The 15,189-nt window shown below is 71.3% G+C and carries 16 protein-coding genes; 7 read left to right on the forward strand and 9 right to left on the reverse strand.

Annotation, left to right across the window (positions count from 1 at the left end):
- The first annotated feature begins 6 nt into the window (after nucleotides 1-6).
- From ACWDSL_RS18550 to ACWDSL_RS18575, 6 genes are all read left to right on the forward strand, one after another.
- Nucleotides 7-915, forward strand: a complete 909-nt coding sequence (locus ACWDSL_RS18550) for a dihydrodipicolinate synthase family protein (protein ID WP_450486608.1) — start codon at nucleotides 7-9, stop codon at nucleotides 913-915.
- A complete protein-coding gene (locus ACWDSL_RS18555; RefSeq protein WP_450486610.1) occupies nucleotides 912-1,913 on the forward strand; it encodes a proline racemase family protein in 1,002 nt (333 codons plus the stop codon). The genes ACWDSL_RS18550 and ACWDSL_RS18555 overlap by 4 nt, the downstream gene beginning before the upstream one ends.
- Nucleotides 1,914-2,009: 96 nt before the next feature.
- Entirely contained in the window at nucleotides 2,010-2,648 is a 639-nt protein-coding gene (locus ACWDSL_RS18560; RefSeq protein WP_450486612.1) for a GntR family transcriptional regulator, read from the forward strand.
- Nucleotides 2,645-3,841: an NAD(P)/FAD-dependent oxidoreductase gene (locus ACWDSL_RS18565; protein WP_450486614.1), complete on the forward strand. Its 1,197-nt coding sequence runs from the start codon at nucleotides 2,645-2,647 to the stop codon at nucleotides 3,839-3,841. Before ACWDSL_RS18560 ends, ACWDSL_RS18565 begins: the two co-directional genes overlap by 4 nt.
- A 4-nt stretch (nucleotides 3,842-3,845) precedes the next feature.
- Nucleotides 3,846-4,139 carry a (2Fe-2S)-binding protein gene (locus tag ACWDSL_RS18570; protein ID WP_450486616.1) on the forward strand — a complete coding sequence of 98 codons (294 nt, stop codon included), beginning with the start codon at nucleotides 3,846-3,848 and terminating at the stop codon, nucleotides 4,137-4,139.
- A gap of 16 nt (nucleotides 4,140-4,155) precedes the next feature.
- Nucleotides 4,156-5,610: an FAD/NAD(P)-dependent oxidoreductase gene (locus tag ACWDSL_RS18575; protein WP_450486618.1), complete on the forward strand. Its 1,455-nt coding sequence runs from the start codon at nucleotides 4,156-4,158 to the stop codon at nucleotides 5,608-5,610.
- A gap of 20 nt (nucleotides 5,611-5,630) precedes the next feature.
- On the opposite strand, the gene ACWDSL_RS18580 is transcribed toward ACWDSL_RS18575, so the two are convergent.
- Nucleotides 5,631-6,029 carry a MerR family transcriptional regulator gene (locus tag ACWDSL_RS18580; RefSeq protein WP_450486620.1) on the reverse strand — a complete coding sequence of 133 codons (399 nt, stop codon included), beginning with the start codon at nucleotides 6,027-6,029 and terminating at the stop codon, nucleotides 5,631-5,633.
- Between the two features lie 64 nt (nucleotides 6,030-6,093).
- On the opposite strand from ACWDSL_RS18580, the gene ACWDSL_RS18585 reads away from it, so the two are divergent.
- Entirely contained in the window at nucleotides 6,094-7,275 is a 1,182-nt protein-coding gene (locus ACWDSL_RS18585; RefSeq protein WP_450486622.1) for an MFS transporter, read from the forward strand.
- Between the two features lie 7 nt (nucleotides 7,276-7,282).
- Here ACWDSL_RS18585 and ACWDSL_RS18590 read toward each other — a convergent pair whose 3' ends face one another.
- The 8 genes from ACWDSL_RS18590 to ACWDSL_RS18625 all read right to left on the reverse strand — a co-directional run bounded on the left by ACWDSL_RS18590 (nucleotide 7,283) and on the right by ACWDSL_RS18625 (nucleotide 15,165).
- Nucleotides 7,283-7,501, reverse strand: a complete 219-nt coding sequence (locus ACWDSL_RS18590) for a hypothetical protein (protein WP_450486624.1) — start codon at nucleotides 7,499-7,501, stop codon at nucleotides 7,283-7,285.
- A gap of 198 nt (nucleotides 7,502-7,699) precedes the next feature.
- Nucleotides 7,700-8,254, reverse strand: a complete 555-nt coding sequence (locus tag ACWDSL_RS18595) for a hypothetical protein (protein WP_450486626.1) — start codon at nucleotides 8,252-8,254, stop codon at nucleotides 7,700-7,702.
- A gap of 15 nt (nucleotides 8,255-8,269) precedes the next feature.
- A complete protein-coding gene (locus ACWDSL_RS18600; protein WP_450486627.1) occupies nucleotides 8,270-10,024 on the reverse strand; it encodes an alpha/beta hydrolase in 1,755 nt (584 codons plus the stop codon).
- An 8-nt stretch (nucleotides 10,025-10,032) separates the two neighbouring features.
- Nucleotides 10,033-10,533: a hypothetical protein gene (locus tag ACWDSL_RS18605; RefSeq protein ID WP_450486629.1), complete on the reverse strand. Its 501-nt coding sequence runs from the start codon at nucleotides 10,531-10,533 to the stop codon at nucleotides 10,033-10,035.
- A gap of 215 nt (nucleotides 10,534-10,748) precedes the next feature.
- Nucleotides 10,749-12,311, reverse strand: a complete 1,563-nt coding sequence (locus ACWDSL_RS18610; protein WP_450486631.1) for a S41 family peptidase — start codon at nucleotides 12,309-12,311, stop codon at nucleotides 10,749-10,751.
- A gap of 141 nt (nucleotides 12,312-12,452) precedes the next feature.
- Nucleotides 12,453-13,763 (reverse strand): sensor histidine kinase, encoded by a 1,311-nt coding sequence (locus ACWDSL_RS18615; protein ID WP_450486633.1) that lies wholly within the window; start codon nucleotides 13,761-13,763, stop codon nucleotides 12,453-12,455.
- A 168-nt stretch (nucleotides 13,764-13,931) separates the two neighbouring features.
- Nucleotides 13,932-14,591, reverse strand: coding sequence for a response regulator transcription factor (locus ACWDSL_RS18620; protein WP_450486635.1), 660 nt, complete (start codon nucleotides 14,589-14,591; stop codon nucleotides 13,932-13,934).
- A gap of 85 nt (nucleotides 14,592-14,676) precedes the next feature.
- Nucleotides 14,677-15,165 carry a hypothetical protein gene (locus ACWDSL_RS18625; RefSeq protein WP_450486637.1) on the reverse strand — a complete coding sequence of 163 codons (489 nt, stop codon included), beginning with the start codon at nucleotides 15,163-15,165 and terminating at the stop codon, nucleotides 14,677-14,679.
- Nucleotides 15,166-15,189: the final 24 nt, after the last annotated feature.

Genomic DNA, 15,189 nt, shown 5'->3' on the forward strand with positions numbered 1-15,189 from the left:
GAATCCATGACCGTCGGCCCCGACACCCCCTGGCGCGGAATCCATGTCGCGACGCCGCTGCCGCTGCGCAGCGACCTCTCAGTCGACTACGACGCCTACGCGGAGCACGTCCGCTTTCTCGCCGCCGGTGGCTGTGACGGCGTCTGCCCCAACGGCTCCCTCGGCGAGTACCAGACCCTGTCCGACGAGGAACGCGCCCGTATGGTGCGCACCGCCGTGGAGGCGTCCCCCGAGGGCCACACCGTGATGCCCGGCGTGAGCGCGTACGGCGCGCTGGAGGCCCGCCGGTGGGCCGAGCAGGCGGCCGAGGCGGGCGCCGACTCGGTGCTGCTGCTGCCGCCCAACACCTACCGCGCCGACCGCGAGGGCGTGGTGGCGCACTACCGCGAGGTGGCCGCGGCCGGCCTTCCGGTCGTCGCGTACAACAACCCCCATGACACCCGGATCGACCTCACCCCCGACCTGCTGGCCGAACTGCACGCCGAGGGCCTGATCGTCGCGGTCAAGGAGTTCAGCGGCGACGTCCGCCGCGCCTATGAGCTGGCCGAACTCGCCCCCGGCCTCGACCTGATCATCGGCGCCGACGACGTCCTGCTCGAACTGGGCCTGGCCGGGGCGGTCGGCTGGATCGCCGGCTACCCGGGCGTCCTCCCGGAGAGCTGCGTGGAGCTCTACCGGCTCGCCACCTCCGGCGAACCCGCCGACATCGCCAAGGCCCTGCCGCTCTACCGCGATCTGCACCCGCTGCTGCGCTGGGACTCCAAGACCGAGTTCGTCCAGTCCATCAAGCTGTCCATGGATGTCGTCGGGTTGCGCGGCGGCCCCTGCCGCCCGCCGCGCACCCCGCTCCGGCCCGAGATCGCCGAGCGGGTCGTCCGGGACACCGAAGCCGCTGTCGCCAAGGGATACAAGTGAGATCCAGCCGCGTCTTCCACACCGTCGAATCCCATACGGAGGGCATGCCCACCCGGGTCGTGGTCGGCGGAGTGGGCGTCATCCCGGGGAAGACCATGGCCGAGCGCCGCTCGTGGTTCATGGCCAACCGCGACGACGTACGCACCCTGCTGATGTACGAGCCGCGCGGCCACTCGGCGATGAGCGGCGCCATCCTGCAGCCGCCGACCACCCCCGAGGCCGACTGGGGCGTGCTGTTCATCGAGGTCAGCGGCCTGCTGCCGATGTGCGGCCACGGCACCATCGGAGTGGCCACCGTGCTGGTGGAAACCGGCATGGTGGAGGTGCGGGAACCGGTCACCGTCATCCGGCTGGACACCCCGGCCGGGCCGGTGACGGCCGAGGTGGCGATGGAGGACGGCCGCGCACGCTCGGTGACCCTGCGCAACGTCGTCTCCTTCGCCCACGCCCTGGACCGTACGGTCGATGTGCCCGGCCTCGGCAAGGTCCGCTACGACATGGCGTTCGGCGGCAACTTCTACGCCATCGTCGAGCTGGCGGAGCTGGGCCTGCCGTTCGACCGGCGGGCCGGGAACGAACTGCTGGCGGCCAGCCTGGGGATCATGGCCGCCATCAATGAGCAGGACGAGCCGGTCCACCCCGAGCGCCCCGACATCCGCGGCTGCCACCACGTCTACCTCAAGGCGCCCGGCTCGACGGCCGCCCACTCCCGGCACGCCATGGGCATCCACCCCGGCTGGTTCGACCGCTCGCCGTGCGGCACCGGCACCAGCGCCCGCATGGCGCAGCTCCACGCCCGGGGCGAACTGGCCGTGGGGGCGGAGTTCGTGAACGAGTCCTTCATCGGCACGCGCTTCATCGGGCGGCTGATCGAGGAGACTGAGGTGGCCGGACGACCCGCCGTGGTGCCCACCATCACCGGGCGGGCATGGGTCACCGGCACCGCCCAGTACACCCTGGATCCGGACGACCCCTTTCCGGCCGGATTCCTGCTTTAGAAAGAGGCAACCCAGTTGGACGGCGAACGGCCGGTCACGGAGAAGTCGACGACGCAAGGGTCGACGACGCGAGAGTCGACGACGCACCTCCGCACCGTGGGAAAGCGTGAAATCCTCCGTGACCGGGTGCGAAACGCCCTGCGCGCCGCGATCATCTCCGGAGAGCTGACACCCGGCACGGTGTATTCCGCGCCGACGCTGGCCGCCAAGTTCGGGGTGTCCTCCACCCCGGTGCGCGAGGCGATGATCGACCTGGTCAAGGAGGAGCTGGTGGTGGCGCAGCCCAACAAGGGCTTCCTCATCACCGAGGTCTCCGAGCAGGACCTGGACGAGGTGACGGCGGTGCGGCTGCTGGTCGAACCGCCCTCGGTGCGGGCCGTGGTGCCGCTGGTCCCGGCGGAGGCGTTCCCCGAGCTGCGGGAGCTGGCCCAGCGGATCGTGGAGGCCGCCGAGAAGGGCGACCTGATCGGCTACGTCGAGGCCGACCGGGTCTTCCACCTCGCCCTGCTGGCACACGGCGGCAACCGGCGGCTGCTGGACGTGGTGTCCAGTCTCAGGGCCCAGACCCGGCTGCTGGGTCTTGCGCCGCTGGTCCGCAAGGGCATCCTGGTGGAGTCCGGGGCGGAACACCATCAGCTGCTGGACTTCGTCGAGTCCAGGAACGCCGAGGCGGCGGAGCTGTTCATGCACCGCCACATCGGACACGTACGGGGCATCTGGGCGGGCGGCACATGACGGGGGCGGCTCCGCACGCTGACACCGCCGACCTGGTGGTGATCGGGGCCGGGGTGGTCGGCGCGGCCGCCGCGTACTTCGCGGCCCGCGCCGGGCTCCGCGTCACCGTCGTCGACCGTGGCCCGCTCGCCGGCGGTACGTCCAGCGCCGGCGAGGGCAATCTGCTGGTCTCCGACAAGGAGGCCGGACCCGAACTCGATCTCGCTCTGTTCTCCCAGCGGGTCTGGCGCGAGGACCTGGCCGAACACGCCGGTCTGTGGGAGTTCGAGGCCAAGGGCGGCCTGGTGGTGGCCGCCACCCCGGGCGGTGCGGACGCGCTCGCCAAGCTCGTCCTGGAGCAGCGCGCCCAGGGGATCGAGGCCGTCGACGTACCGCAGGACGAACTGCCGGACTACGAGCCCCAGCTGTCGCCCGAGCTGGTCTCCGGCGCCTTCTACCCGCAGGACGCGCAGGTCCAGCCGATGCTGGTGGTGGCGCATCTGCTCCGGATGGCGCGGCAGGCGGGCGCCCGGGTACGGACGGACACCGAGGTCACCGGGTTCCTCCGGACCGGCGACCGGATCACCGGAGTCCGCACCAGCGGCGGCCCGCTCAGCGCCCCCGCCGTGCTCAACGCGGCGGGCACCTGGGGCGGCGCCGTCGCCGAACTGGCCGGGGTGCGGGTGCCGGTGCTGCCACGGAGGGGATGCGTCCTGGTCACCCAGCCGCTGCCGGTCATGGTCCGGCACAAGGTGTACGCGGCGGAGTACGTGGGCGACGTGGCCAGTTCGGACGCGGCGCTGCAGACCTCACCCGTCGTCGAGGGCACCCGCGCGGGCACCATCCTGATCGGCTCGTCCCGGGAACGGGTCGGCTTCGACCGCGAGGTCCCGCCCGCCGTCCTCGCGGCGCTGGCCCGCAACGCGATCGCGCTCTTCCCCTTCCTGGCCTCCGTTCAGGCCATCCGCAGCTATCTGGGCTTCCGGCCGTACTGCCCCGACCACCTGCCGGTGATCGGCCCCGATCCGCGGGCCCCCGGGCTCTGGCACGCCTGTGGCCACGAGGGCGCCGGAGTGGGCCTGTCGGTGGGGACCGGCAAGCTGCTCGCGCAGGCCATGACGGACCGCCCGACCGGCCTGGACCTGAGCCCCTTCGCGCCCGAACGATTCGAACAAGCCCTGCCCGGCGACGAGGTGAACCCCGATGCCCCCTGACCCGATGCCCCCTGAGACAGCACAACCCTTCGACCTGTCCTTCGACGGGCGGATCATCCACGCCCGGCCGGGCCAGAGCGTCGGGGCGGCGCTGGTCGCGGCCGGGGTGGTCGCCTGGCGCACCACCCGCGGGGAGGGCAGGCCGCGCGGGCTGTTCTGCGGGATCGGCGTCTGTTACGACTGCCTGATCACCGTCGACGGCCGCCCCGACCAGCGGGCCTGTCTGGTGCCCGCGGCCGACGGTATGCGGCTGGAGTCCGGACGTACGGGAAGGGACACCGATGCGCGGGAACGCTGATGCTACGGCCGAGGTCATGGCAGACGTGGCGGTGGTCGGCGCGGGTCCGGCGGGGATGGCCGCCGCGGCCGAGGCGGCGGCGGCCGGGCTGACCGTGGCCCTGGTGGACGCCGGCGAGCGGCCCGGTGGCCAGTACTGGCGGCACGGTCCGCACGACGAGGGACCAGTACGAGGCCAGCACGGCCGCCGTACGTTCGCCGCCCTGCGCGCGGGCCTGGTCCGTACGGGGACCCGTACGCTCTTCGGACACCAGGTGTGGCTCATCGACCGCGACACCGACCGGTTCACCCTCCACCTGCGGCCCGCGCACGACGGCCGTGGCCCCGGGACCAGGACTCTGAGCGCGCGTTCGCTGATCCTCTGCCCGGGTGCGTACGACCGCCAACTCCCGGTGCCCGGCTGGGATCTGCCCGGCGTCATGGCGGCCGGCGGGGTGCAGGCGCTGCTCAAGGGGAGTGGCACCCTGGCCGGGCGGCGGGCCGTGGTGGCGGGGACGGGACCGTTCCTGCTGCCGGTGGCCACCGGCCTCGCCGCGGCGGGCGCCGAGATCGTCATGGTCTGCGAGGCCAATCCGCTGCGCGGCTGGTTGCGCGACCCGGCCGGCGCGCTACGGGAACCGGCCAAGGCGGTCGAGGGCGCCCAGTACGCCGCGCTCCTCGCCCGGCACGGCATCCCGTACCGCACCAGGACAGTGGTCACCGAGATCCGCGGCGAGGACCGGGTGCGGTCCGTCCGTATCGCGCCGCTGGACCGCGACGGGCGCCCGCGCAGCGGTGTGCGGATCGAGCTGGACGCCGATCTGGTCGCGCTGGGCTGGGGGTTCACCCCGTCGCTCGAACTCCCGCTGATGGTCGGCGCGCGCACCCGGCTGGACACCGACGGCTCGCTGGTCGCCGTGGTGGACGCCCGGCAGCGGGCCGAGGTGCCCGGCGGCCCTGCTGTTCATCTTGCGGGGGAGGCCACCGGGGTCGGTGGCGCGGTGCTCGCCGTCCGCGAAGGGCGGCTGAGCGGGCTCGCCGCGGCAGCCGACCTGGGACGGACCATAGACGAGGGCCGGATACGCCGGCTCCAGCGCGCGGTCCGCAGGGGCCGGCGCTTCGCTGCCGCCCTGCACACCGCCACTCCGGTGCCGCCGGGCTGGACCGACTGGCTCGACGGGTCCACGGTCATCTGCCGCTGCGAGGAGGTGACGTACGGCGATCTGTGCCACGCGGCACGCGAACTCGGCGCGAGGGACCCTCGGACGCTGAAGATGCTGGCCCGTCCGGGTATGGGGATGTGCCAGGGCCGGGTGTGCGGCTTCGCGACCGCCCAGGTGGCGGCGGCGCTCACGGGCGGATCACGCGGTGCCCCCGGCACGCCCGGCACGCCCAGCACGCCCAGCGCGGACGATCTCCTTCCGCTGGCCCGCCGACCGCTGGCCACACCGGTGACGCTCGGCGAAATCGCCGCGCTGGACGAGGAGTCCTGACGCGCACGCACTCAACCGTCTCAACCGTCTGACGCCTGCCGGGTGGCGGCCCGCGCGCGGTCGTTGCTGAGTACCGTCTCCAAGTACTCCGCGATGGCGTCCCGGTTGCGCGCCAGACAGCCGATGCGCTCGGTCATCCGGTCGCGTTCGTGCTCCAGCGCGGCGATCATCTCCGGTGTCGCGTCCGAGAAGTGGATGATCCGGGGCTTGTCGAGGCAGGGGAGGATCTGTTTGATGATCCGGGTCGGCAGCCCGGCGTCGAGCAACCCCCTGATCTGCAGGACCCGGTCCACGAAGCGCTCGTCGTAGTCGCGGTAGCCGTTCGGGCAACGGTCCGCGGCGATGAGCCCCTGCTCCTCGTAGTAGCGCAGCAGCCGGCGGGGCGTGCCGGTGCGCTCCGACAGCTCTCCGATGCGCATGTGCTCCCCTTCATCCGCAGTCGCTTGACCTTCACATCTGTGTGATGGTTCGAGCATACGAGGCGTGCGCAACGACACCACACAGAAACTTCCCCTGCCCGCGCTGCTGGCCCTGGCCACCGCCGTCTTCATCACCAGCCTGACCGAGACACTGCCCGCGGGCGTGCTGCCCGCGATGGGCGCCGACCTGGGGGTCGGCGAATCCGCGATGGGGCAGTCGGTGACGATCTACGCCATCGGGACCGCGCTCACCGCGATCCCGCTGTCCGCGGCCACGGCGGGATGGCGCCGCAAGCGGCTGCTGCTGACAGCCATGGCGGGCTTTGCCGTCGCCAACACGGTCACCGCGGCCTCGGCGAGCTATCCCCTGACCATGGCCGCCCGGTTCGTCGCCGGGGTCGCCGCGGGCCTGGCCTGGGCGCTGCTGGCCGGATACGCCCGCCGTATGGCGCCCGTCGCGCTCCAGGGCAAGGCGGTCGCCGTCGTGATGACCGGCATACCGATCGCCCTGTCGCTGGGGGTGCCCGCGGGCACCTTCCTCGGCGAAGTGCTCGGCTGGCGGGTGACGTTCACCCTCATCACCGTGCTCGCCGCCGTTCTGATCGGGTGGATCGCCGCGCTGGTCCCCGACCACCCCGGACAGCGGCGGGACGGCCGCGCCCCGATCCTGCGGGCCCTGACCGTCCCCGGCGTGGCGCCGGTCCTGTTCGTCACGCTGGTCTATGTGCTGGCCCACACCATCCTCTACACCTATATCGCCACCTACCTCGACGGGCTCGGCATGGGCGGCTCCACCGACCTCGTCCTGCTGGTCTTCGGCGCCGCCTCCATGGCGAGCATCTGGATCGTGGGCGCCCGTATCGACCGCCGGCTGCGGGCCCTGACCATCGCCGCCACGGTCCTGTTCGCCGCCGCGGCCGCCGTCCTCGCGATCCCGGCCGGCAGCCGCGCCCTGGTCTACCTCGCGGCGGCGCTGTGGGGCCTGGGCTGGGGAGGCGTCCCCACGCTGCTGCAGACCGCCGTGGCCGACGCGGGAGGCGACGCGGCGGACTCCGCGCAGGCCATGCTCGTCACCCTGTGGAACGCGGCCATGGCCGGCGGCGGAGTCGCCGGCGGCATCCTCCTCGACCGCCTCGGCCCCGACGCCTTCCCCTGGAGCGCCCTGGCGCTCCTGGCGCCCGTACTGGCCGTGGTGATCGCCGCCCGCGCGCACGGCTTCCCCGCAGAGCGCTCGCGTACGACGTGAGCAGTGGTTACGGAACGCTCCGGCGAGCGTGGCGCTCCGCGGCGGCATGCCACCAGCCGGGCGGGGACGGTCCCAGGACCGCCGCGGTCGGCTGGCCGGGATGGAGCCCGAGGCGGCGTAGCGCGTCGGGGTGGACGTGGACCTGGATCCAGCCGCGCCGACGGCCGTCGGCGTCGACGCCGCACATCAGGTCGCAGCGGATCTCGTCCTCCGGCCTGAACGGCATCCAGTCGATGCCGCGGTCGCGCAGTCAAGCGCGCGCGGCCGCCAGGGGGCTCGGACAGCCGGGCAGGTTCTCGTAGGACGCGATGGTGACCCAGGCGTCCGGGGTCGGAGAGGTCATGGCGCCCATGATGCCCGATACGCCACGGAGTTGACGGTCCCGGTCGCCGGGCGACCGGGGTCGTTTCTGCCGTACGAGGGCTCAGTACTCGTCCACCGTGGTGCCGTCGGGGACCCGGAAGCAGGCGGAGACGAGATGGAACATGATCCCGGGCTCCGCACCGCTTCTCTCGGCGTCCCGTGCGGTCGGGATCAGCAAGGTGGCCTTCAGGGTGAACTTCTTCCGGGTGGAGTCGGCCATCAGGAACGGGGACTGGGCGACGGTCGACTCCCGCCCCTCGTGGACGATCTCCCAGCCGTGCCGGGGAAGGTCCTCCCTGAGGCCCTGCCAGCCGGCCTCGAGGTCCTCGGCCGGCAGGCCGTACAGCGACCACAGATGGCGGATGACGTAGAACGTCTCGGGGTCCAGGTCGCCGCATACGTCCACGCCCGGGCCGGGCGCGGATGTCTTCCCCTTCACCCGCAGCAGGTCGTACAGCTCACTGGAGAGCCGCCTGGCCTCCTCCCGGGGCGCGGAGACCTCCCGCACCTCGGGCGTATAGCCGAGACCGAGGTCAGCGGAGTCGGAGCCGGAGCCGGAGCCGGTGTCGGATTCGGCTCCGGAGTCGGATTCGGAGTCGGATTCGGAGTCGGACATCGAAAATTACCCCCGCTACTTCAACTGGACCTCGTCGTAGCGTCCCACCACGACTCTCGCCTGGTTCTCCAGGCTCTCCGAACCGGCCAGCCAGTAGTTTCCGTGCCCATGGGTGTCGGTGGCCATCTGGTTGGCGCCGAAGATGGGGTCTTTGGGGGTGATGAACTGCGTCAGACCTTCGTGGTGGCCATGGGTGGGCGCGCCCCACTTGGGCACCCAGTCACCCTCTGCCTTCTGGTTCCACACATGCCCCGAGGGCACGTCCAGATCCTTGGCCCGCCCGACCTGGACGCCGGGGCTGCCGCTGAGCATCACATCGTCCGCCTCCAGGGTGCCCTGGCGGGCGGCGGAGCCCACCACGACGGTGCCGTAGCTCTGCGCCTGCACCGACAGGTGGTCGTTCGCCGATGGGTCGTGGGCGGTGTGCAGCCCCGACAGGAATTTATTGAGATCCGGTCCTGCCTCGTCGGCGTACTTGTCCTTCATGGCTTCCGGGAAGAAGTTCTGCGGAGCGTCGTAACCGTGCCAGGTGATGGTCGACACCTTGGGGTCGCCTGGCATCGCGCTGGCCGCCTGCCACAGGTTGGTGCCCGCGATGACGGGTTTGTTGATGCCGCCGAGGGTGCCGTTGGTGCCGCCGACCATCACGGCGGTGTGGTCGGCCTTGTCCGGGTCGCCGTTCGCGATGATCGCGCGCCCGTTCTTCTCGGGGTCGAAATCCAGCAGATACGCGGGCGGCAGCCCGTCGCCGGTCGGTTTGTAACCGGAGGGCCGGGTGTTGTCGAAGGCGTCGACCTTCCCCGTGTCGTCGAAACGCATCTGAATGCGCTTCATACCGTTGAGGGAGGACTTCAATTGCTTCTTATGCTCGTCCCACTTGGTCCACTCCCGATTGAGGACCATGGACCGTCCGGCCAGGATGTACTTGGGCTTCGGCTCAGGTGGCAGATTGGCCAGCTCGGTCTGGTACTTCGCCCGCTGCTCGTTGAACCAGATGCGATTGGCCTCGTCGCGGTCCTCGGCGGGAAGCCCGTCCAGCTTGCCGATGCTCGCCGGATACAGGGAGATGTACTCCGCCTGCTCCTCTTTGCTCAGGCTCTTCCACCAGAGCGCGTTGTTCTTCGGCGACATGTCCTTGTTGGGGAAGTCCCGCAGATAGTCGCCGACCGTCTTCTTGACGTCTCCGCGGTCCTTCGCGGCGTCGGTCCAGTCGTCCTTGGTGACCGACAGATCGGCCACCGTGATCAGCTTGCCCAGCGTCTTCGCGTACTTGCCGTCCGCGTCCGTCGCGTCCTTGAGCGCGTCACCGATCCGGTCGGCGAACCCCTGCGCCTGCTGCTTCGGCGTCGTCGTCACAAACGGCGTCCCGTTCCCGGGCGGCTCGTACTCCTGGCCCGGCAGCAGGACCAACGGCGGCTTGTACTCCACCGAACCGTCTTCCTTGACGGTCATCCCCGCGTCCTGTGCGTCCTGGACGGCGTTGTCCAGTGTCTTCTTCGCCGCCCGCAACTCAGAGGCCAGCCCGTTCAACGCCGTCAGGATCAGCGCGCACTCCACCTGCATGTAGTGGAAGTTCTCGCTCAGCCGCTCCAGCCGGCCCAGCGCCGCACCGACCCCCTGGCCCTTCAGGCCCCCGCGGAGCTTCGCGTTGATCTCATTGTCCAGCCGGTCCTTGGCCGCACTGGCGCTGCTGCTCACCTTGTGCCAGCCGTCCGCCGCCTGCTCGAACTGGGCGGGGTCGATCGCCTTCAACTGTGCGAAAGTCACCATGGCGCGGATCACCAGCTCCCTGACGGGCCGCCCGGCGGGGGTATCGGCCTCGTATCCTGCGCCTTGAACAGAGTCTCAATCGCCTCGTCCTGATTGGCGAGGTCCTTGCCCGCCTTCTGCAGCTTCCCCATGAGTTCGCCGCATTCGTCGCGTACGACCGTCAGCCGCGCCTCCCAGGAGTTGAAGACCCGCTGCTGCACGGACGTGCTCTCCAGCCCCTCGACGCCCTTGCTGGCGACTCCCGCGCCCTCCTGGCCGTGCTTGAGGTCGCCCAGCGCGGTCGTGGCATTCCGGCGCAGCTCGTCCAGTGCGTTTGACGCGGTATTCCACGGCCCCTTCGACGATTTCAGATTGCCGTCGGAACCGCCCTTGCCGCCCCCTTTATTCCCGTCCGCACTGGCCAGCCTGGTTTGGACGCTTTTGTCGCCGCTATCCGTTCCGCCCGCCGCGTCGTAATACGCCTGCCAACGCTCAGACAGTCCTGTGTCCCCCATACTGCCTTCCTCCACCCGTACACCATGTTCTTCATGGCAGAACAAGGAAGGTAACAGAGCGCAATAACGGAAGGGAACTTGCCGAGAGCCGGGCATTGTCAGCAGACGTTGTCAGCAGACGGCGCCGTCCCCTTAGCACTCCGCGACAGTCCTATGAGCCGTTGTCGCCGCTGGGGCTCCGGGACCTTGTCGGGTCCCGGAGGCCCGTCGTGGCAGGGCCGCCGCGTCGGCTACGACGAGAGGATCGCCGTCGCCTTGTCGAGGGCCGCGTCCTTGCCGGTGGACACGTCCGCCGCGGTCAGCGGCGCGTAGTGGTCCGGGGGGACGCCGATACCGTCGATGATCTCGCCGTTCGCGCCGATGGCGCGCTGCGACGGCAGACGGATCAGGCTGGTGTGATCGTTGAGCGCGTACAGGCGGGCGGGGCCGGAGTTCACTCCCGCGGTGCGGGTGCCGACGAGGGCGCCCAGGTCGAGGTCCTTGACGCCCGTCGCGAACACCTCGCACGCGGAGGCGCAGCCGTCGTCGGTGAGCGTGACCATGGGCAGGTGCAGCAACGGGGTGCTGTTGTCGACGGGCTGGGGGTCGCAGGTGCCGTCGGCGTCGCAGAAGGAAACGGCCGATGCGTCGTGGACGAACGCGCCCATCAGTTTGTTGCCCTCGTCGGCGACGCCGCCACGGTTGCCGCGCAGGTCGAAGATGATGCCGGTGAGTTTGGTGGTCGCCTTGAGGTCGGCGATGGCCTTGAGGGCTTCCTGGGCGACGCCCGGATAGAAGGCGTCCAGGCGGACGTCGGCGATGCTGCCGGCCACCAGTGTGACGTCCACGCGCGGCTTGGGCTGCGCGGGCAGCGTGCCGGGAGTGACACGCATGTGCAGGGTCCGGTCGGTGGCGGGTCGCCGTACGGTCAGGGTCACCGGGACGCGCCGGGGATACGAGGGGTGGAGGGAGTCCACAACTCCCGGGTTGAGCTGGCCGTTGGTGAAGACCGGGACTTTGTTCACCCGCTCGATGACGTCTCCGGGCTTGAGCCCGGCCGCGGCGGCGGGGGTACCGGTGCCGACCGTGGTGACGAAGAGCGGACCGGTGAAGTCCGGGGCGGTCTCGGCCGGGGGGAGGGTCCTGTTCAGGCCGATGCCCAGGCCCCACGGGTGGGCGTCCGGTGTGGCACCCGGGCTGCCGGGCCCCTGGTAGTCGGCGTGGTTGTCGTGCAGGGCGCTGAGCATCCCCTGGATCGCGGCGACGGCGAGCGAGGAGCGCAGTGCCTGGTCTCCCGGCACCGCGTCCAGCACTTCCTGAAGCCGCTTGGCGAAGAGCGGCCAGTCCTTGTCCCGGTCGCCGGTCAGCGCCGGCAGGACGGCGAACGACTGGTCGACACCGCGTTTGCGCAGCTCCCGGACGACGGCCTGGGCGGCGTACTGGAGCAGTGGGCGGTCATCGAGCCGGGCACCGCCGTAATAGTTGTCGAAGATGCAGTAGTACGCCTGCTCCACCGTGCTGACGGAGGTCGGGGCCGGGTCCTGCGCGGGCGGCGGGGGGCTGGTCGGGTCCTGCGGTGCGCAGGCGGCGGGCCGGTCGGCCTGGTGCGGCTCTGCCGATGGGCTGGCGGACGCGGTCAGGGCGGTGACGAGCACGCTGCACGCGAGTACGGCGATCCCGGTCGTGGCCAGTACGCGCCGCTGCCGCGGCAGCCCGAGCCGGCGGTGGCCGAGCCCGCGGCCGGCCGACGGCGCTTGGGCGGTGGCCGGGAGTTCCGCCGACGAGGGTGTGGTTGCGGCCGGTGTGTTGCTCATGGGGAGTGCTCCTGAACTCGCGTCGGTCGTGCCGTGGGCGCCGCCGCGGCCACTGGTGCGGCGGTCGGTGCGACGGCGCTGACGGACGTTCTACGCGGCGGGCGGTTTCAGGGCGGTTGCGTCGTCAGGGCAGTTGTGTCGTCACGGCGGTTGTGTCGTCGCGGCGGGAAAGCGGACCGTGACGACCAGGCCGCCGCCGGGCCGCGGGGCGGCGGTGAGGGTGGCATCGTGGGCGGATGCGATGGCCGAGACGATGGACAGGCCCAGGCCGAACCCCTGGGACGACGCGTCGCGGGCACCGCTGCCGGTGCGAGCCGGGCCGAGGCGCTGGAAGGGCAGGAGGATCCGCTCGACGGCGTCCGCGGGCACGTCCGGGCCGGTATTGGCGACCGTGAGGACGGCGCGGCCGGCCTGTGTGCCGGTGGTGACGTCCACCTGCCCGCCGGGCATGTTGTAGCGGATCGCGTTGTCCAGCAGATTGGCCACCAGCCGTTCGGCGAGCGCCCGGTGGCCCGAGGAGACGGCCGCGTCGGTCTGGGGGCGCAGCGCCACCTGCCGTTCGTGGGCCGCGGTGGCGCGCGCGGCCACGGCTTCCCGGGCGAGCCGGGCCAGGTCGAAGGGGTGGCGCTCGTCGAGCCCCGCGTGGCCGCGGGCCAGGGTCAGCAGCGCTTCGATGAGCCGTTCCTGCTGCTGTCCGGCGGCAAGTATCCGTTCGTGGGCCGTACGCAGGCACTCGACGGTCGGTTCGGGGTCGGCCAGGGCGACCTGGCCCAGCACGCGCTGGCGGGCCAGCGGCGTACGCAACTCGTGGGAAGCGTTGGCGACGAACTGCCGCTGCGCCTGGAAGGCACCGTCGAGCCGGGCCAGCAGGGCGTCGAACGTGTCGCCCAACTCCCGCAGTTCGTCCCGCGGGCCGGCCAGGGCCAGCCGCCGGTGCAAGCTGGTCGCCGAGATGTCCTGTGCGGTGGAGGTGATGGTCCGCAGCGGGCGCAGGACACGGCCGGCCACGACCCAGCCCAACAGTACGGATGTCAGTGACATCAGGCCCAGGGCGATCCCCGACTGGACCAGCAGGGTGTGCAGCATGGCGGACTTCTGGTGGTCAACGGTCCGCTGTACGTCCTTCTGCAGGGCGGCCATGGCGGTGTTCATGGCCGCCCGATCACCGGGCTCACCCCCAGGCCGTGTCCCCTCGTTCCCCCCTTGTGCCCGGCCGGCCGGTGCGCTCGGGCTGGGGGAGGCCACTGTCACCTCCCGCTTCAGGACCGTGGGCGGACGGTCGACGGCGCCGGCCACCAGGCCGTACGTGACCGCGAGCAGCGCGGCGCCGGACACCAGGAACAGCCCTCCGTACAAGGCGGTCAGCCGCAACCGTACGGTGCGGCGGGGCAGGCCCGCGCGCACGATCCGGCCGGTGAGCCGGCGCAGAGCGGCGGGGGTGTGGACGGGCATGTGAACGTGGCGACCTTTCGGCTGGATCCTGCGCTGTGCTTGGTCGGAACGTCCGGCGGGCGCAGGTACCCGCGGACAGGCATGGGAGGAGGGTGCGGGAGACCGCGTCAGGCGACCGCCGAATGCGACCGCGCGAAAGAGCCCGGCAGCCCAGCCCCCCGCAACCCCTCAGATCCGGTAACCGCTCCTGGCCACCGTCTCGATAACCGGCGGCGCCCCGAGTTTGGCCCGCAGCCGGCTGATCGTGATCTTCACGGCGCTGGTAAAGGGATCGGCGGCCTCGTCCCAGACCCGTTCGAGCAATTCCTCGGCGGAGACGGTACGGCCCCCGGCGGCGAGGAGCAGTTCGAGGACGCCGAACTCCTTCGGCGTGAGGGCCAGCGCTCGGCCTGCCCGTACGGCGGTGCGCCGGGCGCTGTCGACCAGGAGGTCGCCGTGGCGCACCACGGGCGGTACGGCCGGATGCGCGCGGCGGGCCAGGGCAGCGATCCGGGCGACGAGTACGGGGAAATCGAAGGGCTTGGGGAGGTAGTCGTCGGCGCCCAGGCCCAGCCCGTCCACGATGTCGTCGGCCGTTCCCGCGGCGGTGAGCATCAGGATGCGGCTGCGGCACCCGGCGGCGATCAGCGCCGCGCAGACCTCGTCGCCGTGCGTCCCGGGCAGGTCCCGGTCCAGGACGACCACGTCGTACGCGTCGCCGTCGGCGCCCAGCCGTTCCAGCGCCTCCGTACCGTCGAACGCCACATCGACGGCCATCCGCGCACGGCGCAGGCCCACCGCGACGACCTGTGCCATCTCCTCGTCGTCATCGACGATGAGCACACGCATCCCCCGGCACCCCCCTCTCGTGTCGTCGTCCCAGTGTCCCGCAGCCCCATCGGGCGACTCCGGCGGGCCCACGGACACAGGAGCGTCAGATGTCCAGGGAACTCAGATCGCGACGCAGAACGTTGCGAGCCGCTTCGGTCGTCTCTCGATGTGCTTGCCTGGCCGCCTGATAGTCCGGTGTGGGCACGGTGGCGCCGGAGGCAAGTACCTCGCGGATCCGGCGAAGCGAGACGTACGACGCGTCGATCGCCGACACCACCTCGGCGGTTGATGTGAGGATCAGCCGTTCCCGCGCCTCATCACATCCCGACGCCTGGTAGACCTGCCGGATCCTGGCCGCTCTCGCCTGTGGACTCGGATGCTCTTCGTCGGCGGCCAACCGCATGGCCTCGTGCGCCTTCCGAAACGAGACGAGGCAATCCGCGTACAGGTTGCGGCGGTCCTGGAGCCTGTTGTCCCTGGTGGCGCGCCGCCACCGCACATGCTCGCCCACCAAGGTGGCCCCAACCCCCAGTACGGCCCCGAACCCCGTCCCGACCAGACTCGACCACTCCACGCCAACGGATAGTGCCATGCGGGCATAGGCGCACAGAACCGT

It is taken from the genome of Streptomyces sp. NPDC000941 (genome assembly GCF_053599555.1).

Excerpts from the sequence above, each read along its gene's own strand:
- ACWDSL_RS18590 (WP_450486624.1), bottom strand. The coding sequence starts at position 7,501 with ATGCCGTTCAGGCCGGAGGACGAGATCCGCTGCGACCTGATGTGCGGC.
- ACWDSL_RS18575 (WP_450486618.1), top strand. The coding sequence starts at position 4,156 with ATGGCAGACGTGGCGGTGGTCGGCGCGGGTCCGGCGGGGATGGCCGCC.
- ACWDSL_RS18610 (WP_450486631.1), bottom strand. The coding sequence starts at position 12,311 with ATGAGCAACACACCGGCCGCAACCACACCCTCGTCGGCGGAACTCCCG.
- ACWDSL_RS18615 (WP_450486633.1), bottom strand. The coding sequence starts at position 13,763 with ATGCCCGTCCACACCCCCGCCGCTCTGCGCCGGCTCACCGGCCGGATC.
- ACWDSL_RS18580 (WP_450486620.1), bottom strand. The coding sequence starts at position 6,029 with ATGCGCATCGGAGAGCTGTCGGAGCGCACCGGCACGCCCCGCCGGCTG.
- ACWDSL_RS18550 (WP_450486608.1), top strand. The coding sequence starts at position 7 with ATGACCGTCGGCCCCGACACCCCCTGGCGCGGAATCCATGTCGCGACG.
- ACWDSL_RS18595 (WP_450486626.1), bottom strand. The coding sequence starts at position 8,254 with ATGTCCGACTCCGAATCCGACTCCGAATCCGACTCCGGAGCCGAATCC.
- ACWDSL_RS18570 (WP_450486616.1), top strand. The coding sequence starts at position 3,846 with ATGCCCCCTGAGACAGCACAACCCTTCGACCTGTCCTTCGACGGGCGG.
- ACWDSL_RS18625 (WP_450486637.1), bottom strand. The coding sequence starts at position 15,165 with ATGGCACTATCCGTTGGCGTGGAGTGGTCGAGTCTGGTCGGGACGGGG.
- ACWDSL_RS18565 (WP_450486614.1), top strand. The coding sequence starts at position 2,645 with ATGACGGGGGCGGCTCCGCACGCTGACACCGCCGACCTGGTGGTGATC.
- ACWDSL_RS18600 (WP_450486627.1), bottom strand. The coding sequence starts at position 10,024 with ATGGTGACTTTCGCACAGTTGAAGGCGATCGACCCCGCCCAGTTCGAG.
- ACWDSL_RS18620 (WP_450486635.1), bottom strand. The coding sequence starts at position 14,591 with ATGCGTGTGCTCATCGTCGATGACGACGAGGAGATGGCACAGGTCGTC.